This is a genomic window from Arthrobacter sp. NPDC056493 (genome assembly GCF_042795115.1).
Taxonomy (GTDB): Bacteria; Actinomycetota; Actinomycetes; order Actinomycetales; family Micrococcaceae; genus Arthrobacter.
Genome location: NZ_JBHTSL010000007.1, coordinates 1 through 21,637, shown reverse-complemented (window position 1 = coordinate 21,637; position 21,637 = coordinate 1). Strand labels below are relative to the sequence as shown.

At 63.9% G+C, this 21,637-nt stretch carries 23 protein-coding genes; 10 read left to right on the top strand and 13 right to left on the bottom strand.

Annotation, left to right across the window (positions count from 1 at the left end; translation table 11 throughout):
• The first annotated feature begins 28 nt into the window (after positions 1-28).
• The 6 genes from cpaB to ACFQ50_RS04655 all read left to right on the top strand — a co-directional run bounded on the left by cpaB (position 29) and on the right by ACFQ50_RS04655 (position 6,133).
• Complete coding sequence (gene cpaB / locus ACFQ50_RS04680) at positions 29-805, top strand: Flp pilus assembly protein CpaB (RefSeq protein WP_377994344.1); 777 nt, start codon at positions 29-31, stop codon at positions 803-805.
• Positions 802-1,995: a CpaE family protein gene (locus ACFQ50_RS04675; protein WP_377994343.1), complete on the top strand. Its 1,194-nt coding sequence runs from the start codon at positions 802-804 to the stop codon at positions 1,993-1,995. Before cpaB ends, ACFQ50_RS04675 begins: the two co-directional genes overlap by 4 nt.
• Before the next feature lie 405 nt (positions 1,996-2,400).
• On the top strand, positions 2,401-3,735 hold the full coding sequence (locus ACFQ50_RS04670) for a CpaF family protein (protein WP_377994342.1): 1,335 nt from the start codon (positions 2,401-2,403) through the stop codon (positions 3,733-3,735).
• A 5-nt stretch (positions 3,736-3,740) separates the two neighbouring features.
• Positions 3,741-4,673, top strand: a complete 933-nt coding sequence (locus ACFQ50_RS04665) for a type II secretion system F family protein (protein WP_377994341.1) — start codon at positions 3,741-3,743, stop codon at positions 4,671-4,673.
• Positions 4,674-4,680: 7 nt separating this feature from the next.
• On the top strand, positions 4,681-5,565 hold the full coding sequence (locus tag ACFQ50_RS04660; RefSeq protein WP_377994340.1) for a type II secretion system F family protein: 885 nt from the start codon (positions 4,681-4,683) through the stop codon (positions 5,563-5,565).
• Between the two features lie 106 nt (positions 5,566-5,671).
• Positions 5,672-6,133: an Hpt domain-containing protein gene (locus tag ACFQ50_RS04655; RefSeq protein ID WP_377994339.1), complete on the top strand. Its 462-nt coding sequence runs from the start codon at positions 5,672-5,674 to the stop codon at positions 6,131-6,133.
• Between the two features lie 24 nt (positions 6,134-6,157).
• On the opposite strand, the gene ACFQ50_RS04650 is transcribed toward ACFQ50_RS04655, so the two are convergent.
• Positions 6,158-6,934, bottom strand: coding sequence for a response regulator transcription factor (locus ACFQ50_RS04650; RefSeq protein WP_377994443.1), 777 nt, complete (start codon positions 6,932-6,934; stop codon positions 6,158-6,160).
• A gap of 252 nt (positions 6,935-7,186) precedes the next feature.
• Between ACFQ50_RS04650 and ACFQ50_RS04645 the strand changes: the two genes are divergently transcribed.
• From ACFQ50_RS04645 to ACFQ50_RS04635, 3 genes are all read left to right on the top strand, one after another.
• Positions 7,187-8,854, top strand: a complete 1,668-nt coding sequence (locus ACFQ50_RS04645; RefSeq protein WP_377994338.1) for a sensor histidine kinase — start codon at positions 7,187-7,189, stop codon at positions 8,852-8,854.
• 216 nt (positions 8,855-9,070) lie between these two features.
• A complete protein-coding gene (locus ACFQ50_RS04640; RefSeq protein WP_377994337.1) occupies positions 9,071-10,306 on the top strand; it encodes an alkaline phosphatase family protein in 1,236 nt (411 codons plus the stop codon).
• 117 nt (positions 10,307-10,423) lie between these two features.
• Positions 10,424-11,746: a hypothetical protein gene (locus ACFQ50_RS04635; protein ID WP_377994336.1), complete on the top strand. Its 1,323-nt coding sequence runs from the start codon at positions 10,424-10,426 to the stop codon at positions 11,744-11,746.
• Here the strand turns inward: ACFQ50_RS04635 and ACFQ50_RS04630 are convergent.
• Positions 11,719-12,171 (bottom strand): hypothetical protein, encoded by a 453-nt coding sequence (locus ACFQ50_RS04630; protein WP_377994335.1) that lies wholly within the window; start codon positions 12,169-12,171, stop codon positions 11,719-11,721. The two genes, ACFQ50_RS04635 and ACFQ50_RS04630, sit on opposite strands and share 28 nt — an antisense overlap.
• Positions 12,172-12,390: 219 nt before the next feature.
• Between ACFQ50_RS04630 and ACFQ50_RS04625 the strand changes: the two genes are divergently transcribed.
• Entirely contained in the window at positions 12,391-13,077 is a 687-nt protein-coding gene (locus ACFQ50_RS04625) for a response regulator transcription factor (RefSeq protein WP_377994334.1), read from the top strand.
• A gap of 27 nt (positions 13,078-13,104) precedes the next feature.
• On the opposite strand, the gene ACFQ50_RS04620 is transcribed toward ACFQ50_RS04625, so the two are convergent.
• The 11 genes from ACFQ50_RS04620 to ACFQ50_RS04570 form a co-directional block, all read right to left on the bottom strand.
• Entirely contained in the window at positions 13,105-14,544 is a 1,440-nt protein-coding gene (locus ACFQ50_RS04620) for an ATP-binding protein (protein WP_377994333.1), read from the bottom strand.
• A gap of 211 nt (positions 14,545-14,755) precedes the next feature.
• Positions 14,756-15,241, bottom strand: a complete 486-nt coding sequence (locus ACFQ50_RS04615; protein ID WP_377994332.1) for a sensor histidine kinase — start codon at positions 15,239-15,241, stop codon at positions 14,756-14,758.
• Between the two features lie 95 nt (positions 15,242-15,336).
• Positions 15,337-16,188: a response regulator transcription factor gene (locus tag ACFQ50_RS04610; RefSeq protein ID WP_377994331.1), complete on the bottom strand. Its 852-nt coding sequence runs from the start codon at positions 16,186-16,188 to the stop codon at positions 15,337-15,339.
• Between the two features lie 79 nt (positions 16,189-16,267).
• Positions 16,268-17,158, bottom strand: coding sequence for a tRNA pseudouridine(38-40) synthase TruA (gene truA / locus ACFQ50_RS04605; protein ID WP_377994330.1), 891 nt, complete (start codon positions 17,156-17,158; stop codon positions 16,268-16,270).
• 31 nt (positions 17,159-17,189) lie between these two features.
• A complete protein-coding gene (gene rplQ, locus ACFQ50_RS04600; RefSeq protein WP_377994329.1) occupies positions 17,190-17,723 on the bottom strand; it encodes a 50S ribosomal protein L17 in 534 nt (177 codons plus the stop codon).
• A 77-nt stretch (positions 17,724-17,800) separates the two neighbouring features.
• A complete protein-coding gene (locus ACFQ50_RS04595; protein ID WP_003803733.1) occupies positions 17,801-18,811 on the bottom strand; it encodes a DNA-directed RNA polymerase subunit alpha in 1,011 nt (336 codons plus the stop codon).
• Between the two features lie 130 nt (positions 18,812-18,941).
• Complete coding sequence (gene rpsK / locus ACFQ50_RS04590) at positions 18,942-19,343, bottom strand: 30S ribosomal protein S11 (protein ID WP_003803734.1); 402 nt, start codon at positions 19,341-19,343, stop codon at positions 18,942-18,944.
• A gap of 71 nt (positions 19,344-19,414) precedes the next feature.
• Positions 19,415-19,789 (bottom strand): 30S ribosomal protein S13, encoded by a 375-nt coding sequence (gene rpsM / locus ACFQ50_RS04585; RefSeq protein WP_003803743.1) that lies wholly within the window; start codon positions 19,787-19,789, stop codon positions 19,415-19,417.
• Positions 19,790-19,970: 181 nt separating this feature from the next.
• Positions 19,971-20,084 carry a 50S ribosomal protein L36 gene (gene rpmJ, locus ACFQ50_RS04580; RefSeq protein WP_009358722.1) on the bottom strand — a complete coding sequence of 38 codons (114 nt, stop codon included), beginning with the start codon at positions 20,082-20,084 and terminating at the stop codon, positions 19,971-19,973.
• A 69-nt stretch (positions 20,085-20,153) separates the two neighbouring features.
• Positions 20,154-20,375, bottom strand: a complete 222-nt coding sequence (gene infA / locus ACFQ50_RS04575; protein ID WP_011775571.1) for a translation initiation factor IF-1 — start codon at positions 20,373-20,375, stop codon at positions 20,154-20,156.
• Between the two features lie 169 nt (positions 20,376-20,544).
• Positions 20,545-21,513, bottom strand: a complete 969-nt coding sequence (locus tag ACFQ50_RS04570) for a P1 family peptidase (protein WP_377994328.1) — start codon at positions 21,511-21,513, stop codon at positions 20,545-20,547.
• Positions 21,514-21,637: the final 124 nt, after the last annotated feature.

Genomic DNA, 21,637 nt, shown 5'->3' with positions numbered 1-21,637 from the left:
CATTGATACAAGTTCTCAGGAGCAGTTCGTGAAGTCTCGGTTGTTGGCAGGAGCGGCAGCGGTAGTCCTGGCCCTCGTAGGCGCCATGCTCGTCATCTCCTATGCGCAGGGGGCAGACCAGCGTGCCGTCAAGGACCTAAAGCCTGTCGACGTGCTCGTCGTCAAGACTGCGATTCCTGCCGGCACACCCGTTGAATCGATGGCTGCATCCCTCGCCACCGAGCAGGTGCCGGGATCGGCCGTTACCGGTTCCTCGCTGAAATCGTTGGACTCCTCCAAGGGCAAGGTTGCTGCAGTGGACCTGGTTCCCGGGGAGCAGTTGGTTTCCGAACGCCTGGTCGCACCCGAAGACGTCAAAGTCGCAGGCTCCGTCCAGATCCCGGCTGGTCTTCAAGAAGTTTCCTTCCAGCTCGAGCCAGATCGGGTTGTAGGTGGACGCTTGGCTCCAGGCGACCACGTGGGCGTCTTCGTCAACCTCGACAAGGGTGGCTCAGACGACAAGCCTGATGCGGAAACCACCAAGCTGACGGTGCGCAAGGCGTTGGTGACAGCCGTGCAGCGCGCACCCGAGCCAGCGTCCACTGCCCAGCCCAGCCCGTCCGCGAGCGCGGATCCCAATGCGGCCGATCCTCAAGACACCATGCTCCCCACGGGCTCCCTCATGTTGACCGTCGCTGTCAGCGACGTCGACGCCGCCAAGATCGTGTTCGCCGCCGAGTACGCCAAGATGTGGCTGAGCAAGGAACCCACCAACGCCAAGGACAGCGGTCCCCGGATCATTCAGCGGAGTGAGGTCTACAAGTGAGCCGCTTCGTTCTGATCACTCCCAACGCGGACTTTGACGGCCGCCTGCGTCAGGCAGTGGCTGGCGGACTCCAGGGCGGGGTTCAGACCTTCCTCACGAACATCCTGCCCGCAGGTCCTTACGACCTGTTCGCACAGCTGAACCAGGAGCAGCCCGAGGTCCTTATCCTGGGTCCGGACCTGCCGGTCGAAGAGGCACTTCGCCTCGCCATGGTGCTGGACGTACAGGTTCCAAACCTGATGGTTCTTCTGGTCAGCGAACCGGACCCGCCCTTGATCTTGCAGGCGATGCGGGCCGGCGTCCGGGACGTGCTTAGCCCCACCGCCGATCCAGCCCAGCTGAGAGTTCTGTTGGAGCGTGCCTGCCAGTCATTTGCCAACCGACACCGGACCGAGCAGCACGGCCCCACTGAAAACCAGAAGGGTGCCGTCATCGGAGTTTTCTCCCCCAAGGGCGGCGTGGGCAAGACGACTATTGCCACCAATCTCGCCGTCGGGCTGGGCAACCTGGCGCCCATGAGTGTGGTGCTCGTGGACCTTGACCTGCAGTTCGGAGACGTCGCTTCCGGTCTCTACCTGAATCCGGAGCACACGGTCACGGATGCCGTCTCGCCTGCCGCGGCACAGGACACCCTGGTACTCAAGGCCTTCCTCACCGTTCACCCCGCCAGCATCTATGCATTGTGTGCGCCCCTCAGCCCCGTCGAGGCCGACTACATCACGCCGGAGCAAATCACGCGTCTCCTCGAACAGTTGGCCGAAGAGTTCCAGTACGTCGTGGTGGACACCGCGCCCGGCCTGCCCGAAATCGGACTGGCCGCCATGGAAGCCTGCACGGACGTGGTTTGGGTCAGCGCCATGGACATCCCCAGCGTCCGCGGTCTCCGTTCGGGCATGGACATCGTGCGTCAGCTGGAGATCCTGCCGGAAGGCCGACACGTGGTCCTGAACATGGCCGACTCCAAGTGCGGCCTCACCGTGCAGGACATCGAATCGACCATTGGAGCTCCTGTGGATGTCAGTGTCCCCCGTTCCCGGGCCGTGGCTTTGTCGACCAACCGCGGCATGCCTGTCCTACTGGATGCCAGAAAGGATCCAGCCGCCAAAGGCCTGGCTCAGCTGGTGGCTCGCTTGGGTCCAGCCTCCGGCGCTAAGGAGCAGCGGAGCGCCCACCGACGGGTGGTGGTCTAGATGAAGCTCTCTGAACGCATCCAGGCAGCGCAGCACAAGTCCGAGGTTCCGGGTGCCCCACTGCACGTCTCGCCTGCACCGCAGCATTCCCCGGCCACCGTAATGCATACTTCGCCGCTGCCTGCTTCCCCAGTGCAGGTCCAGCCGACAATCGCATCGTCCGTGAACACTGCACCAAGGCCGATTTCTGGTGTGTCCACCTACCAGACGCGTGCGGCGCGGCGCGCAGCAGAGGCTGCAGTTGCAGAGGCGCAAGCCGCCCAGTCTCCCGCAGCTTCGCCAGAGGCTCGTACCGCACCGGCTCCTAGCCCAGTGGCGGATCATGTTCAGCCGGCGCCCACGACTGCCCCGCCCTCGACACTGGGGCGCCGGCAAGCGGCTGCGTCGGCACCGGTACAGCCGCCCGTGCCATCGCAGACAGAGCCCTTCAAGGCCAAGACCCAGCAGCCGGTCGACGTTTTCGCTGCCCTCAAGCAGCGTGCCGCAACAGCACTGTTTGAGCGGATGGGGGCGCGGTTCAACGATTCAACCCTCACGGAACAGGAACTTCGCAGAACCGCGCGCGAAGAGCTTATCCGGATCATCGACGCAGAGCAGGTCCCACTGACTCCGGACGAGCGGACACGCCTCGTTGCGGACGTCGCGGACGACGTGCTGGGCTACGGCCCGCTGCAACGGCTCTTGGATGATGATGCGGTCACCGAAATCATGGTGAACCGGATGGACCAGATCTATGTGGAGCGCAAGGGAACATTGACTCTAACGGATTCGCGATTTAGCTCGGAAGAGCACCTGCGGAAGGTCATTGAACGAATCGTGTCCAAGGTCGGCCGGCGCATCGATGAGTCCTCGCCTCTGGTTGATGCACGCCTGGAAGACGGCTCCCGTGTCAACGCGGTCATCCCTCCGCTTGCCGTAGGCGGTTCCTCACTGACTATCCGTAAGTTCAGCAAGGTGCCCCTTACGGTGCAGAACCTCATCGATTTCGGGACCCTCACGCCGGAAATGGCCGAGCTGCTCAACGCCTGCGTCAAGGCCAAACTCAACATCATCGTTTCCGGCGGTACGGGTACAGGCAAAACGACCCTGCTCAACGTCCTGTCCTCGTTCCTTCCGACCGACGAGCGCATCGTGACCATCGAAGACGCAGTGGAACTCCAGATTCAGCAGGAACACGTGGTCCGGCTGGAAAGCCGCCCGCCGAACACCGAAGGCAAGGGGGAGGTGACCATCCGCGAGCTGCTCCGCAACTCCCTGCGTATGCGACCGGACCGGATTGTGGTGGGCGAGGTCCGTGGCGGGGAATCCCTGGACATGCTGCAGGCCATGAACACCGGCCACGACGGCTCGCTCTCCACCGTGCACTCCAACTCACCCCGTGATGCCGTCGCTCGTCTGGAGACCCTGGTCCTCATGGCGGGCATGGACCTGCCGCTGCGGGCCATCCGCGAGCAGATCGCCTCCGCGGTCAACCTCATCGTCCAGATCTCACGTCTCCGGGACGGCTCCCGGCGCATCACCCACGTGACGGAGGTGCAGGGTATGGAGGGCGACATCGTCACGCTCCAGGACGCCTTCGTCTTCGACTACTCTGCGGGGGTTGACCAGCACGGAAAGTTTCTCGGCAAGCCTGTCCCCACCGGCATCCGCCCCCGGTTCATCGACCGCTTCGAAGACCTCGGAATCCATGTCTCGGCGGGCGTCTTCGGGGCGCCCGTAGTCTCTCCGGAAAGGCACTGACTCTCATGATCGTGACAATCGGTGTCGTCCTCGTGATCGCCTCGGCGCTGTTGGGCGGAGTTGCGGTGCTCATTCCGCGGACACCCACTGTGCCTCTTGACCGACGTCGGCCGTTCCGTGCCGAGGCGGACTCCCAGCTCACCCGCTTTGCCGGCAGTGCCGTTCAGTCCATTGATCGCGTCCTCGCCAAGAGAAACATCCGCTACTTCAACCGGGAAAGCCTGGAGAACGCCGGCCTGCGGCTCAGCCAGGCCGAGTTCATCCTGCTGGTCATGGTGGGCGCATTCGTTGGCGCACTCATCGGGCTTGTGGTTGCCGGGCCGCTGCTAGCGGTCCTGCTGGTGATCGCGGCCCCTTTCGTGGGGCACCTAGTGCTCGGATTCTTAGCCGGCAAGAGGCGTGGCAAGTTCGATGAGCAGCTCGGCGATACCCTACAGCTGCTGTCCGGCAGCCTGCGTGCGGGTCACAGCATCCTGCGTGCCATCGATGCCGCTGCCAACGAATCCCAGGCTCCGACGTCGGAAGAGATGCGCCGCATCGTCTCCGAGACCAGCCTGGGACGTGACCTGCTCGTGTCCCTCAACGACACTGCCGACCGCATGAAGAACGAGGACTTTGTCTGGATTTCCCAAGCCATCCAAATTAACCGGGAAGTGGGCGGAAACCTGGCGGAGGTGCTGGACCAGGTGAACGAAACAATCCGGGAACGAAGCGAGATCAAGGGGCACATCAAGGCCCTGGCTGCCGAGGGCAAGTTCTCCGCTTACATCCTCATGGCCCTCCCTGTCGGCATCGTTATCATGCTCTCGCTGGTCAATCCGGGGTACATGAATAAGATGTTCACCAACCCGCTGGGCTGGGTGATGATCGTGGTTTCGACAATCCTCATGATCATCGGGGGTCTGTGGATGCGCAAGATCGTCAACCTAAAGTTCTGAGGCCGCCATGGATCCCTTGATCATCGCTTCACTAATCCTGATATGCGCTCCGTTGGCCTACCTTGCGTGGACCATGCTCTCCGTAGACCGGAATGGCCTGGCGAAGGCTCGCGCCCTCCTGTCGAGGGGCATCCACCGGGCCGAGGTGGAGAAGAAGCCGAACAACGGTCTGGTCGAAAAGATCGGCTTTCGCCTCACCCCCGCGGGCTATGTGCACAAGCTCGACAGGCTGCTTGCCTTAGCTGGCCGTCCGGCGTCCATGCCGCTCGGGCGTCTTCTGGCCGCCAAACCGGCGCTGGGCTTGATCGGCGGCCTCTTTGGGCTGTATATCAGTTCCATCGGATCTACGCCCATCATGAAGCTCGTGGGCATTTTTGTTCTGTTCTTGGGATACTTCATCCCGGACCTGATGCTCTACAGCAAGGGCCAGGAACGGCAGAAGGCCATGCAGTTGGAACTGGCCAACACCCTGGACCAAATGCTGATTTCGGTCGAGGCGGGTCTCGGCTTCGAAGGCGCAATGGCCCGTGCCGGCGAAAACGGCAAGGGGCCGCTCGCGGAGGAACTCGTCCGCACGCTGCAGGACATGCAGGTGGGTCGAAGTCGCCGCGAGTCCTATCTCGCCTTGGCGGAACGCACCAGCATTCCTGAGCTGCGCAGCTTTGTGCAGGCGGTGGTGCAGGCGGATACCTATGGCATCGCCATCAGCCGCGTCCTGCGCGTGCAGGCCAAGGTGATGCGCGTGAAACGCCGCCAGCGGGCAGAGGAGAAGGCGATGAAGCTGCCGGTGATGATCCTGTTTCCATTGCTGTTCTTCATCTTCCCTGTCCTCTTCATTGCCATCCTGGGCCCGGCCGTCATCAACACCATTGAGACCTTCGCCAACCAGTAAGGTGGGGACTTCCGCAGGATTTTCCCCACCACAAGGTACCCGCAGGGTTTCCACAGGATCCAAGCTCAATCAGGGTTTTCCCAACCTCAGAAAGTAGCCTTAACTCATGTCCATTTCAGGCTCCGGAGCACCCGACAGCAGCGCCAACGGCGCCTGCGTCCCGGTGTCCGGCGTCCCTAATGGCAGGGCTCACAACGAATCGGAGAGTGCCACATTGCCCGTCCTCGACCTCGATGTACTTCACGAACTTGAAGAAGACATGGGCAGTACCGGTATAGCGCATAACTTCGCCAGGGACTACATCAGCATCTGGAATAAGCGCCGGAGCTACCTCGAACGGTCCGTGGAAGACAACGACAGCGAGGCAGCCATGGACGCTGTGCTCAGCGTGAAGAACTCCGCCACCATGGTGGGGGCGGCGCGGCTGGCACAGCTGGCCGTGGACCTGGAGCGGCTCGTCAAGCGCGGTGACCTGTCAGCGGCTCGGGACCTGCTGCCCTGCGTAGCGCTCACCGGCGAAGAGACCGTCAGCGGACTGAAGCTGGGCTACCTCCCGCCGGAGTCCTAAGTCCAAAGGGGCGGAGCGGCGAACCTACTCCGCCCGCTTCGGTGCCAGCCGGTAGCCCACGCCCCGCACGGTGACCAGCCATCGGGGATCCTGCGCGTCCTCGCGGAGCTTGCGGCGCAGGTTTCCGATGTGCACCTCCACAGCCCGTTCGTCCGCCTCGCTGATGTAGGTGTCCTCGCCGTAGTACTCGCCCCGCACCACCCGCACCAGATCAGCACGGGTGCGCACCGCGCCCGTCCCCTTCAGCAGCTCGTGCAGCAGGTCGAATTCGCTCCGGGTCAGTCCCAGCGGCGTGCCGCGCAGGGCTACGGTCCTCGTTTCGGTATCGAGCGCCAGCCCGTTGTGCTGCAGGACAGTGCCGCGGCGTGAACCGGACGCACCCGCCCCAGCAGTGGAAGGTGCCTCGGCCTTGTCGGAAGAACCCGAAGAAACCCTGGGCCGGCGCAGCATGGCCGTGATGCGGGCCCGCAGCTCGCGCGGCCTGAAGGGCTTGACGATGTAGTCGTCCGCGCCGCCCTGAAGTGCCGTGATGGTGTCCAGCTCTTCCCCGCGGCCGGTGAGCATCACGATATAGGCGTCGCTGAACTGCCGGATGCGGCGAAGGACCTCGAAACCATCAATGTCCGGCAGACCGACGTCCAGCGTTATGACATTTGCCTGGCGCTGCCTCGCCACGTCAACCCCGTCACGGCCGTTCCCCGCGGAGTGCACCTCAAAACCAGCCTGCTGCAAAACCGCGTCAAGGAGGTTCCTGACATCAACGTCATCCTCGATAACAACGGCAACACCAAGATCGCCCACCACTACCTCAATCCAGGTAAAACCACCGCACAGCCCAGCGCAATGCGGTAAGCGCTACCAGATTACCTACGCTACAACGTAGACAGGCCGAAAGACCCTAAATTGCCCATATGTTTTAGCCGCACCACCCGGTTGTAGCGCTTCCCCCTCCAATTACCGAAGAATAGGTGTGCATAATGGGCTTCATGTCTTCGTTTAACCACCAGTGGCCCGGAAATTCGGCAGAGCAGGCGAGTACCGGGCGCAGCCGCATTGGGTGAGCAGGTGCTGGTCCTCGACACGGACCGATTCTTCCGCCGGCTGCGGCCCCGCGTCCAGGTGGCGCTCTGCCAGCTCCCAGTAACGGTTCTCCTCGCCGCGCTGGCGATCGCCGCCCCCGCGGTGTGGCCCACGCTGATCGAGAGCGGCGTATTTATCGCCGCCATCATCATGATGGTGACCACGTTTATTGGGTGCTTTCTGGTTCCCTGGGAACGGCTGCCGCCCAACGCCTACCTGCTAATTCCGATACTCGACATGGTGGTCATCGGGCTGGCCCGCAACGGTGCCGTCCCCGCCGTGGCCGGGCTTGGAGTTTTGGCGATATTTCCGGTGATCTGGCTTTCCAGCTCCGAAGACTTCCCGCGCACCACTGTATTCCTGAGCTTTTTCGGCCCGCTCCTCATCGGCATTCCGTCTCTCGTGAAAAAGTTTCCCAACATTTCACCTTCGGACATTGCCACGGCAATTCTGCTGCCGCTCATGATGGTGGCCGTCTCGGTGGCCATCAGGTTCGCCGGCGCCAATGTGCGTCTGCAGCGCCAGAGGCTGCAGAAGAAGGACGCCGAGCTCCGCGAACTGCTCGTGGAGAGCAGGAACCGCGAACGGCTGCTCAAAACGATTCTGGACACCACGGATGTGGGCATTGTGGCCGTGGATGCCGGCGGCGAGAAGGTGCTGGTCAACGACCAGCAGAAAACCTTCAGGCAGGCGGCAGCCCCTGCCGGCATGGAGCAGCCGCTGGAAGCCGAGCAGCTTATGTTCGGTCAGGATCGGGTGACCCCGCTTCCGCTGGACAAGCGCCCCATCCGCCGCGCCGTTGCCGGCGAGACGTTCGCCGACTACTTGGTCTGGCTGGGCGAGGGGCCCGCGCAGCGGGCGGTCGCCACTGGTGCGCGGATCATCAAGAACGACGACGGCGGGTTCAGCGGCGCGGTCATCGTCTACAGTGACGTCACGGGGCTGGTTGAGGCGCTCTCTGCCAAGGAGGAGCTGATCTCCAACGTCTCCCATGAATTCCGCAGCCCGCTCATGTCTGTCGTGGGCAACGTGGACCTGGTGCTGGATGAAGCGGACGGCCTGTCGCCCGGCTCAGTGCACCGCCTGGAGGTTGTGCAGCGCAATGCCGAACGCCTGCTCTCCCTGGTCTCGGAGCTGCTGGTGTCGGCGTCCGCCGTCCTCGCTGTGCATCCCCGCCGGACGGACCTCGCGGGCCTGATCGAGAACAGCATCGGCTCCGTCCAGGCCCAGGCGGACGCCAGCAACGTCTCCCTCACCACCGACGTCCCGGCGCCGCTGTGGGCGCACGCCGACCCGCTGCGCATCGGCCAGGCCCTGGACAATCTTGTCTCCAACGCCATCAAATACTCTCCCGACGGCGGCACAGTCACCGTGAGTGCGCGGCGCAGCGACTCCTGGGTACAGCTGAAGGTCCAGGACACGGGCATGGGCATCAGCGAAGAGGAAACTTCGCGCGTCTTCACCCGGTTCTTCCGCAGCCAGGCCGCACGCCAGGCGGCCATTCCCGGCGTGGGACTTGGACTGTCCATCACCAAGACCATCGTGGAGCGGCATGGCGGTGCCATCTCCTGCGACAGCAAGCCCGGCGCCGGCACCACCTTCACCCTCACGCTGCCGGCCGAGGGCGCTTCGACCGTCTAGGCCAGACGGCGGCCTCGACGTGCCGAGCCAAAGCGGGGTGCCTGCCTGAGAATGAGCTGAGAAGCGCCCCGCCCCTGTGCGTTGACCACCTGGGCGGGAAGGTGCTTGTTTTAGTCCACGGACGCTACAACAAGGGCAGGATGTCTTCCGAGAGCACGCGGCGTTGCGGCAGGCTCGGGGCAGCGGCCACTGCCACCCACGCGGAAGGCGTTGGCCATGGACACCTACGTACGGGCACGCACTGGCGGGACCACCCTGCGGACTCTTGTGCCCCGAGTGGCCTTGACCCTTTTCGTTGCCGCCGCCTCCGGCCTCGCCGGCTGCCAGGCTGCTCCGTCCATCCCTGGCGCACAACAAAGCGGTCTTAGCCCTTCCGCTACTGTCGAGCCCCCGCGGCCAAGTACTGTGCCCTCATCGACGCCCTCCACACCGGGAACCCCTCAGGATTCAGCCGCCGCACCCGGAACTGGGAGCCACGGCCACCCGTCGTCCACCAAGCCGCAGCATGTGTTCGTCATCAACCTGGAAAACAAAGATTACGACGCTGTATGGGGACCCGGTTCGGAAGCACCGTACTTGTCCGGAACGCTTCGGGGTCAGGGGCTCTTGCTGACCCAGTACTACGGAACGGCGCACCATTCCGCCCCTGATTACATCGCCCAAATTTCCGGGCAGGCCTCCAACCCGGCAAACAGGGACGATTGCCCGACGTACGAGCCACTGAAACTCGAGGGAACAGCGGATCCGGGCCAGATCCTGGGTTCCGGCTGCGTTTATCCGGCATCCGTTCCGACCCTGCCCGGCCAACTCCAGGCGGCCGGAAAGACATGGAAGGGCTACATGGAAGACATGGGAAAACCCTGCCGCCACCCAGCACTCGGGGAAGAGGACAGGGACCAAAAAGCCAAGGACGGCGACCAGTACGCGACGCGCCACAACCCATTCGTGTACTTCCAGTCCATCACTTCCTCGCCGGACTGCGCCGCCCGGGTGGTGGACTTCAGCCGCCTCCACGAAGATCTCAGATCCGTCGGAACAACACCGAACCTGTCCTACATCACCCCCAATCTCTGCAACGACGGCCATGACAGCCCCTGCGTGGACGGCCAGCCCGGCGGCCTGGCAAGCGCAGACTCCTGGCTCCAAAAACAGATACCGCCCATCCTTGACTCCCCAGCCTTCAGGAAAGACGGCCTGCTGGTCATCACTTTCGACGAGGCCGACGGCGATTCGACAGGCCCCGGACAGATCCCCGGGGGAACCGACGGCGGCAGAGTAGGCGCGCTGGTCCTCTCGCCCTTCACCAAGGCCGGCACCGCCTCGGACACCGTCTTCAACCACTTCAGCCTTCTGGCCAGCATCGAGGACCTGTTCGCCCTGCCACGGCTGGGTTACGCCGCCGCGCCCGGACTGGACAGCTTCCTCGCCGCCGTTCTGAACGCCCGCCCCTAGGAGGTGTCCCGCTACCCGCCCCAACCCCACGTCCGCACATCCAACGCTGAGAAGGTTCCCCGCGTGCGTCATTGGCGACGGCGCGGGAGCCCAGGCCCAAAATCCACTAGGTGTCACATGAAAGCCAATCCCCTGTACGCAGCCGTACTCATGACCTCCCTCCTGGCCAGCGGAATGATCGCCGCAGCCTCACCGGCCTCCGCCGCCGGCACCACCTACTTCGTCAGCGCCGCCGGAAGCGACACCAACACAGGAACATCCGCGGCAACCCCGTGGAAGTCCCTCACGAAGCTCAACCAAGCCATCCTTAAGCCCGGAGACACAGTCAGCTTGCGCCGCGGAGACACGTTTACCGGAGGCGTCGTAACCGCCCAAAGCGGCACGTCGGCGTCGCCGATCACACTGAACAACTACGGCACCGGGAACCCGGCGGCGGTGACCGGCGGCAAATCCGGCAACTGTTTCCGCATCAACGGCGACTTCACCATTGTGGACGGCCTGCGTGCGGTCTCCTGCGGCTATGCAGGCTTCAGCGTCGTCGGTGACCACGACAGTGTCCGGAATTCCAGCGCGTCCAGCAACGCGGCGGGACTGAAAATCAGCACCGGCTCCGATTTCGGCACCTACACAGGCAACTCCCTGACGAACAACAACATTGAGAATGTGAACACCCCCGGCACCAACTGTGGAACTCCGCAAGCGGTTAACTGCAGCGACGATTCCGGCGCCTTTGGCATCCTGATCAACGGCAACGACAATGAAATCTCCGGCAATACTATTTCCGGTTCCGCGGCGGCATCGTTCGACTTCAAGCTCGACGGCGGGGCCATCGAAATCTTCAACGGCAACCGTAATAGCATTCACCACAACATTGCCGTGGATAACAACACGTTTTCCGAACTGGGCCGCTCCTCGGCGGGAACCGCGGACAACAACACCTACCGCTACAACCTCGTCCGATCCACGTGCGGCACCAACTGCGCACAGGCCAAAGGCTTCATCGCCCGCGGGGCCACCACATCGTTTGGACCCACCAACGGCACAGTCTTTGAGTACAACACCGTCTACCTGAACGGCCCGGACTCCCAAGCCATGGTCTGCCACGCCTCGTGCCCGGCCTCCACTGTGATCCGCGGCAATATCCTGGTCGGCGTCAAGAACTCACTGTGGATCAACGGCTCTGGCTGGACCGAACGCCAGAACGTCCTCAACGGACCCAGGAACTTCACACCGAACAGCACATCCACAACCGCCTCCGCAGGCTTCGTCAACGCCCCCACGGACTTGCATCTGACCGCCACCAGCCCCGCAATTGACCGCGCCGGCGTCAGCAGCTCACTGACAGACCTCGACGGAAGCGCGGTCCCCCAGAACGGGGACTGCCGAGGAACGGCAGACGCCGATTCAGGCGCCTACGAATTCGACTCACCCAACTGCTGACCCGACTCCATTCGGCGCTCTTTACGGGTCTGCCAGTCCGGCAGGACGCTTAGGCCCTCGTCGAGGATGCGGATGAGGGATCCCGCGGCAGCATCCCGGCGGCGGCGCCGCAGCCAGGCGGCAAGGTTGCGCTCAGACGGATCGGAAGCGTTCGCTGCGGGGTAACGTCCTGTCTGCTGCACCATCGTAACGAGGTCGTTCATGCGTCGGACGCTTCGTCGGGTCGCCTTGGCGGGGTTGCCGTTGCCGGCGGCGAAGTGCTGCCCGCGAAGCGTGGGATCTGTGGCCCGCGCGGCAGCCAGATGGTAGCCCACCGTTGAAATGGGCGCCCCGGTCCGGGCCGAAATTTGCCCGCGGGTGAGGCCCCGTCTATACAGCCGCACCCACTCCTGGTTCGGAACACGGTGCCATCGTACGTTTGCCACTGATGTTCTCTTCCTCGGGTTATGCCGCTTCGGTTCCTGATGTATGGTCTCCGGTGCCGGGTCGCCTCGGTGCCGTCCGGAAACTCTTTCGTGTCATGCTGCTGTGGGCTCCTCTTCAGGATCGTGCAGCCGAACTGAGAGGAAGCTGAGAAGCACTGCGGCGCTCCGGGCGGTGTGCTGTGGGGCCAGGGATACTTCGACTATGGGTGTGGTGCCGGCATGAGAATTTTGATAGTGGAGGATGAGAGGCTGCTGGCCGACACCGTCCGCCGCGGGCTTTCCGGTGAAGGATTTGTGGTGGACGTCGTCCACGACGGGGTGGCTGCGGTGTGGGCAGCCACTGAAAATCCTTACGATGTGATTCTTCTGGATCTGATGCTGCCGTTGAAGAACGGCTATGACGTTCTCAAGGACATCCGTGGCCGCAGGATCTGGACGCCCATTCTGATGCTGACGGCGAAGGACGGCGAGTACGACCAGGCCGACGCGTTCGATCTGGGCGCCGATGACTACCTGACGAAACCATTCAGTTTCGTTGTCCTGGTTGCCCGGATCCGGGCGCTGGTGCGCCGCGGTGCGCCGGAGCGGCCGCCAGTCATGGAGTTGGGGTCGTTGAGCCTTGACCCGGCGAGCCGTCAGGTGCGGCGCGGGGAGGAGTCAGTCGTGCTAACCGCCAAGGAGTACGCCCTGCTGCAGTATCTGATGCGCCGGCCCGGTCAGGTAGTTTCCAAGGCTGAGATTCTGGATAACGTGTGGGATTCGGCCTTTGCTGGTGGCGAGAACGTTGTGGAGGTTTACGTTGGTTATCTCCGCCGGAAAATCGATGCCCCCTTCGGGGTGCAGACCTTGGTGACAGTCCGGGGCATGGGCTACCAGCTGACTGCCGACAGGAAGATCACGAAGTAGCTCCGGCGGGGAACGCACGGGATGGAGTTAGCGTGCGATGTCCTTGCCAGTCGGCGTCCGGACCGCATTCGCGGCACGACGAAAAACCAGTTCGAAACGGCAGCCACCGTCCGGCGCTACTGATGCCCCGATCGATCCATGGTGGGCTGCCATGAGCGCCGCAGCGATGGCCAGGCCCAGGCCGGTTCCGCCGCGTTCACGGGAACGGCTCTCATCGAGCCGGACAAACCGTTCGAAAATCCGCTTCCGGTCAAGAACCGGAACCGGCGGCCCGTCGTTATCGATGCTTATCGTGGCCTGAACCTCGGAACTTTGAACCTGGACGGTGATACGCGACTCCGCGTGCCGGTCCGCGTTGTCAAGGACATTCCGGATGACCTGGGCAAGCCGGTGCGCATCACCGGTCACCCGGGCCGGTTCCAGCCGGGCCTCAATCCGGTGCCGGCTCGTGGAGCGAAGGCGGGTGATTTCGTCATGGAGGACGTCGTCCAGGTCCACGTCAGTCATCTTGAGGTGAAGCGCTCCGTCGTTGGTCTTGGCCAGGGTGAGGAGATCCTCAACGAGATACCGCATCCTGGCCGTTTCGCCGGCTAGAACCGGTTTCATTTCCTCCCACGTACGGCCGGTCGGATCGGCTGCCGCGATTTCCAGTCCTGCACTCAGTGTGGTGAGCGGGCTGCGGAGCTCATGGCTGGCGTCGGATATGAAGCGCCGCTGTTCAACATCTGCGGCCTCAAGCCGGTCCAGCATTTGGTTCATGGTCTGCGCCAGCGCTTGAATCTCATCGGCTGTGGGAGGGACTTCGACCCGCCCGTCCAGCCGGCGGGCACTGATCATGGCCACCTGGCCCCGGATTGTGTCCACCTGACACAGTGACCTGCCCACCAGCGTCCAGACGGCGGCACCGACCAGCACCAAGAGCAGCGGCATTGCCCCGAGCGCAAACCATGCCACGGTGGCGAGGGTGTCGGCCTCAACCTGGATCGTGGCTGCCACGGCCACGGTATGAAGGACCCCCTTGTCCCGGACTCCGAGCGCCACAATCAGGAACTCGTCATCATCGCCGATGCTGGGCAGCCCGGGCACGTCCTGGGTCAGGGTTTGACCGGCCTCCGGCCGTAGTCCCGTCAGCGAAGTTGCAGCAACGGCCGGCACAGAGGATGCCAGGACGGATCCCTGCGGATCCAGGATCTGGACGTACTGGCCCGAGTGCGCAGCGGACTCAATGAAGCGGCGCCCCTCATCGACCCCGTGAGCGGACACCTGACCGGCGACCTCCTCGGCCTCGCCCCGCGCGGCGGCCTCCGCAGCGGCGACGAGCGAGGTCTGCAGCAGCACCAGCAGGATCAGCCCCCCAACGAGCAGCCCCGCAGCCACCACCACGACTGCCGTGGCCGTTGCGCGCTTCCGCACACCCCAGCGGGTCCGGGGCAGGGCCCGCGCACCAGGCATCCGGACGGTATCCATGCCTCTTAGGATGCCGCCACCAGCGGATAGAAACAAAGCCCGGCTCCGCCTTCTCAGCTACTCCTCAGCAGATGCTGCCCCATAAAGGACCAAACTGGCACCGCCGAAAGGACACCGTGAACCGGCCGCTCAGACTTTGACCATAAGCACCAAAGGCTCCAAGGACAGGTTTGCCTGCACCTGAGTACGGCCAACTGCTGCGCAACGGGACCTAATCCAGCGGGAGGGTCACCGTGACGGACGTTCCCGTCGAGGCTGACGACGTGGCCGCCATCTGGCCGCCCGCGGAAGTCACAGCCAGGCGCATGAGCCGCAGGCCCATTCCTGAGTGCCTGCCGTGGGTGGCGGCGTCAACATCGAAGCCGCCGCCGTCGTCGGTTACGCGGAGCTGAATGGCATGGTTGTCCCCGGAGCGGCAGACGCAGCACAGCCGGACGGTCACGGACGACGCGTCGGCATATTTATGGATGTTGCTCAGGAGCTCCTGCGCCGCCCGGTAGAGCAGCGTGGCGGACTTCCTGTCCACTTCCATTCCATGGTGGGGCGCCTCAAGGTGCACGGTGATCCCACGCTCGCGCAGCGGGAGGGCCAAACGGTCAATCGCCCCCGCGACGCCAAGCGCATAGAAATCAACCGGATGCGTATCGGTGAGAACGCCACGGACTGCGACAACGTCGTCGCTTGTTAGTGATTTCATGTTCCAACTGTGCGCCTGGCGCCTTGTTATTTTCTTGTAACTTTTCGGCGTGTCCCCCGTTTGCAGGGGCGCATCAGGGGTGTGCGCTCCTGCCGCTACGCGAGGGTGTAGCCGGATCCGCGGACCGTCTTCAGCCAGCGTGGTTTCCTCGCGTCGTCCCCCAGCTTCCGGCGCAGGTTGCCGATGTGGGTTTCGATGATCCGGCCGGGGTCTCGCGTGCCGGCTGTGCGGCCTCCCGGGCCTGCCTCCCACTTCACGAGGCCCAGCAGCCCGACGAGTTCCGTCTTGGTGACCACACCGCTGCCACGCTGCAGCAGGATGTGCAGGAGGTCGAACTCGGTGCGGGTCAGCTGCAGGGCGCGCCCTCCGAGGGTGGCCGCCCGCGTTGCGCTGTCGAGCTCCAGCCCCTTGTGCTCGTAGCCGCGGGCTGCGGCGAGTGGCGGGGCGGCTGGCGTGCCCTGCGCCACCGCGCGTGTTTCGGCCGGCCGCAGGCTGCGCACCGGCGCGACAGAGGCCCGCAGCCGCGGTGACACCAGCGGCGCTTCCCGGGGCGTCACGATTCGCGGGACAGTCAGTTGACGGGGCCGGCGCAGCATGCCGTCAACGCGCGCCCGGAGCTCCCGTGGCCGAATGGGCTTGACCATGTAGTCGTCGGCCCCGGCGTCGAAGGCCTTCAAAGTGGCGCGAAGGGCGCTTCGAGCTGTGACGATCAGGATGTAGGTGTCGCTGAATTCGCGGATGCGCTGAAGCACCTCGTAGCCGTCCATGTCAGGAAGCACCAGGTCCAGTGTGACGGTGTCCGGGTGCCTGGCCTGCACCAACGCAAGCCCGGACTCACCGGTGGCAGCGCAATGCACGTCAAAACCGGCTTCCGCGAGGGTCGCACGCAAGAGGGACCGGACTTCCTCATCCCTCTCGATGACCACAACGACGCGACGATCATCCATCCCTTACCCCCTGTAAGGACCGAATTACTAAGACTGCTTCTCAGCCTACTAGCCACGGGGCGAAAACCCCGGCAGGGTATTACTCCCGCAGTGCCCGCGTGAGCTCTGCCCGGGCGAGCAGTTCGCCGTCGGAGGGGTAGGCCACTTCCTCGAACACCAGGGGGTGCGGCGCAGCCAGGACGGACCGTGCGTCCCGCTTCCGTGCGAGCAGCCGCTCGTGCAGCCATTCCGGGGGCTCTTGGCCCTCCCCCACGTACAGCGCCGAGCCCACCAGGGCGCGCACCATATTGTGGCAGAAGGCGTCGGCCTGGACGGTAGCCACGATAAGGCCGTCCTGCCCACGGGAAAACTCGAACCGCTGCAGCTCCCGGACGGTGGTGGAACCCTCGCGTGGCTTACAGAAAGCGAGGAAGTTGTGCAGGCCCAGCAGCTTCGCCGAGCCTTCGTTCAGCAGGTCCACGTCCAGGGGCGTCTTGTGCCAGAGCGTGTCGTACCGGCTGAGCGGATCCCATTTCTCCGGGCCGTCCGCGATCCGGTAGCTGTAGCGGCGCCACAGTGCCGAGAACCGGGCGTCAAAGCCCTCAGGGGCAACAGCGGCGTGGTGCACCATAATAGCGCCGGTCTGGTCCCCCAGCCCCCGGCTGAGCGCCCCGCGGAGGCGCCGGAGGAGGGCGACGGCGGGATCAACATCCGCGCCGCGGTTCAGTCCCAGCCACTCGGCTTCCGCCAGGTCGAGGTGTACCACCTGGCCGCGGGCATGCACGCCGGCATCCGTACGCCCGGCGACGGTGACGCGCACAGGGCGGCGGAGCAGCAGCTCCAGCGCCCCCTCCAGAACTCCCTGAACGGTACGCCGGCCGGGCTGCACTGCCCACCCGCTGAACGGGCCGCCGTCGTACGCCAAATCGATCCGGATACGCAAAAACCCGCCGCCCCCCAAAACGGGGGCCGCGGGTTTTTGGTGGTTCATAGACTTAAGTCTATGCGAAGGATTTAGCGAACTACTTCGCGTCCTTCTCGTCGGCAGCAGCCTCGTCAGCAGCAGCTTCCTCGGCCGGAGCCTCTTCAGCAGCAGCTTCCTCGGCCGGAGCCTCTTCAGCAGCAGCTTCCTCAGCGGCCGGAGCAGCAGCGGCGGCAGCCTGGGTAGCCTCGGCTACAACAGCCTGCTTGGCGGAAACCGGATCAAGAACCAGCTCGATGACAGCCATGGGAGCGTTGTCGCCCTTGCGGTTGCCGATCTTGGTGATGCGGGTGTAGCCACCGTTGCGGTTCTCCACAGCCTGGGCGATGTCGGTGAACAGCTCGTGGACGACGCCCTTGTTACTGATCAGGCCGAGAACGCGGCGGCGGGAAGCGAGGTCGCCACGCTTGGCGAACGTGACCAGGCGCTCTGCGTACGGCTTCAGGCGCTTGGCCTTGGTGACCGTGGTGGTGATCCGCTTGTGCTCGAACAGTGCGGCAGCCAGGTTCGCGAGCATGAGACGCTCGTGAGCCGGGCCGCCTCCGAGGCGCGGACCCTTAGTGGGGGTAGGCATAATTGTTTCTCCTCATATGGAAGCCGGGGGCTGCGCACAACGCGGTGCGGGCCAGCCCCTCGGCCAAGATCTGCTTGTTAGAGCTCGTCGTCGCTGAACGCGGCGTCGTCCTCTTCGATGGCTGCGGCGCGGGCTGCCAGGTCGAAACCGGGAGGCGAGTCCTTCAGGGACAGACCCAGTTCAACCAGCTTTGCCTTGACCTCATCAATGGACTTCGCACCGAAGTTACGGATGTCCATCAGGTCAGCCTCGGAGCGGGCAACGAGTTCACCCACGGTGTGGATGCCCTCACGCTTGAGGCAGTTGTAGGAACGGACCGTGAGGTCCAGATCCTCGATCGGCAGAGCCATGTCTGCTGCCAGGGCAGCATCCGTCGGCGACGGGCCAATCTCGATACCCTCAGCTGCGGTGTTCAGCTCGCGGGCCAGACCGAACAGTTCCACCAGGGTGGTGCCTGCGGAAGCAACGGCATCGCGCGGGGCGATGGCCTGCTTGGTCTCGACGTCGACAATGAGCTTGTCGAAGTCGGTGCGCTGCTCAACACGGGTGGCTTCCACGCGGAAAGTAACCTTCAGCACCGGCGAGTAGATGGAGTCAACCGGAATACGGCCGATCTCTGCGTCGCCGGACTTGTTCTGAGCTGCCGAAACGTAGCCGCGGCCGCGCTCGATGGTCAGTTCGAGTTCGAACTTGCCCTTCGAGTTCAGCGTGGCAATGTGCAGATCCGGGTTGTGGAACTCGACGCCGGCCGGCGGAGCGATGTCCGCGGCGGTGACGACTCCAGGGCCCTGCTTGCGCAGGTAAGCAACAACCGGCTCGTCGTGCTCGGAGGACACGGACAGGTTCTTGATGTTGAGGATGATCTCGGTGACATCTTCCTTGACACCCGGAACCGTCGTGAACTCGTGCAGCACGCCATCGATCCGGATGCTGGTTACAGCGGCACCGGGGATGGAGGAGAGCAGGGTACGGCGGAGGGAGTTTCCGAGGGTGTAACCGAAGCCCGGCTCCAGCGGTTCAATGATGAAACGGGAGCGGTTTTCGGAGACGACCTCTTCGGAGAGGGTGGGGCGCTGTGCAATGAGCACTTAGGTTTCCTTTCGGCGAGCATCCGCTATATGACGCAACACAGGTGGTGGAAAATCGGTCTGAGACTTAACGCGCTGGGCTTGCCCGGACCCGAAACGGGTCCGGGCAAGCTCCGGCTGCGGAAAGTACTTAGACGCGGCGGCGCTTCGGCGGACGGCAGCCGTTGTGCGCGGCGGGGGTGACGTCCTGGATGGAGCCAACCTCGAGGCCGGCAGCCTGCAGCGAACGGATGGCGGTTTCGCGTCCGGAACCCGGTCCCTTGACGAACACGTCAACCTTCTTCAGGCCGTGCTCCTGTGCACGCTTGGCGGCGGCTTCGGCAGCCATCTGCGCAGCGAACGGGGTGGACTTACGCGAGCCCTTGAATCCAACCTCACCGGCGGAAGCCCAGCTGATCACAGCACCGGTCGGGTCCGTGATGGACACGATGGTGTTGTTGAACGTGCTCTTGATGTGCGCCTGGCCAAGCGCGATATTCTTCTTGTCCTTCTTACGCGGCTTGCGAACCGCGCCACGAGTCTTCGGGGGCATTTCTTCTCCTACAGAAAGTTATTTGGGGGAAGGCCGTGCTGATCCCACATTTGCCGTCAGGCAAATGCGGTTTAGCGGGCCTTCTTCTTGCCGGCGACGGTACGCTTCGGGCCCTTGCGGGTACGAGCGTTGGTCTTCGTACGCTGACCGCGTACGGGCAGGCCCTTGCGGTGACGCAGGCCTTCGTAGCTGCCGATTTCAACCTTGCGGCGGATATCTGCTGCTACTTCGCGGCGAAGGTCACCCTCAACCTTGTAGTTGCCTTCAATGTAGTCACGCAGCTCTACCAGCTGCGCGTCCGTCAGGTCCTTGACCCGAACGTCAGCGCTGATGCCGGTGGCAGCCAGGGTTTCGTGTGCACGGGTCTTGCCCACGCCGTAGATGTAAGTAAGCGCAATTTCCAGCCGCTTTTCGCGGGGAATGTCTACGCCAGCGAGACGAGCCATAGTGGCGGTACTCCTTGAATAAACCGGAGGTCGTAGGCAGTACACCCGCACTTTCAGTGCGGCCCCAGCCTCCGACCGGGGGTCAGCTGTCCGGACTCTTTCTAGCTCAATGTCCCAGTTCAGCTTGTGCTGCCTTTATTTACTTGCGTGGGTTAGCAACCCAGGGATTCCCTGACGGGAATTAGCCCTGGCGCTGCTTGTGGCGCGGGTTCTCGCAGATCACCATGACCCGGCCGTTACGGCGGATCACTTTGCACTTTTCGCAGATCTGCTTGACGCTCGGCTTGACCTTCATGGCGTTCCTTTGCGTGATAGCAGTTGGGCCGTTGGAGCGGCCGTAGGCAATTGCCTGACCGCCCAACGTTTACTTGTAGCGGTAGACGATACGACCACGTGTCAGGTCATAAGGGCTCAGCTCCACCACTACGCGGTCCTCAGGAAGAATCCTGATGTAGTGCTGGCGCATCTTCCCAGAGATGTGTGCGAGGACCACGTGCTTGTTGGTGAGCTCAACGCGAAACATCGCGTTGGGCAGCGCCTCAGTCACTACGCCCTCGATCTCAATGACCCCGTCCTTCTTGGCCATATCCTCCGCTAACTGTTGTTTGCCACAGACCTCCGGCTGGCGCCGGGCATGACTGCGGACGTTTTTGATTTGATTGACCGTCGCCCTCCGGCCGCAAATGGGCGTGGCAGGGCAGACAACCAACATGCAACTCTACGGCATTAGGACCGGAAAGTTAAATCCAGCCATGTTAGCGCACATTGCCCGGGTATGCACCAAATTCGCCGGCAGGAGTTGTCACCGGCCGGGCGCTGCCGACCCCGTCCAGGATGGCCAAACGTACGACGTCGGCTGCCGCGCTCTGCAGCGTTATGAGACTAATCTGCCGGGCAGCTTCCGTACTCCTGTCGAGCTCCTGGCCACCCGTGGCGAGGCAGAACACGGTGTCCCCGTCGGCCAGCGTGTGGCTCGGATTCAGCGCCCGTGCCAGCCCCGCATGGGCGGCCGACGCCGTCCGCTTGCACTCGGCCACATCCAGCGCTGCATTAGTGGCGACGACAACGAGCGTGGTGTTGAGTTGGGTGCCGGGGCCGGGTTCCGTCCGCTGCTCCGATGTGCCAGGGTCACCAACAGCTTCGCCGAACGGCAGGCCCAGGGCGTTCACCACTGCCAGGGCACCGACTACCACGCCGCTCTCAAGCGTGACCGACGCTGTGCCCACTCCCCCCTTGTATTTCCCGCGCCCGATGACGGCTCCGGTGCCGGCACCCACGTTGCCGCGTTCGACGTCGTGCCCTTCCGTCTGCGCGCCGGCGGCCACTGCCGCCGCGTAGCCCATGGCCTCGTCCGGGCGCGCAGTGAAGTCACCGCCGCGGCCGAGGTCGAAGATGGCTGCGGCCGGCACGATCGGCACCACTCCACCCGCCACGGCGAAGCCGCGGCGCTGTTCCTCGCACCAGCGCTGGGCACCGTGCGCGGTGACCAGGCCGTAGGCGCTGCCGCCGGTAAGAACGACTGCGTCCACGGTGCGCACCAGCGTGGTGGGGTCCAGCGCATCGGTCTCGTGGGTTCCTGGTCCTCCCCCGCGGACATCCACCGAACCGACTGTCCCCGCAGGGGGCAGGACCACCGTCACCCCGCTCAGCCACCCGCCGTCGGACTTCTGCTGGTGCCCCACACGCACGCCCGGCACATCGGTGATCTTTCCGCGAGGTTCCATGCGCCCATTCTGCCCCGGGAGCTGACATGGCGACGCAGATATCAACCCATGACGCGCAAAATCCCTGGCGATACCGGAATTCCGGTGTGGCCAGGGGGTTTTAGCGGCGCACCACAAAAATCGT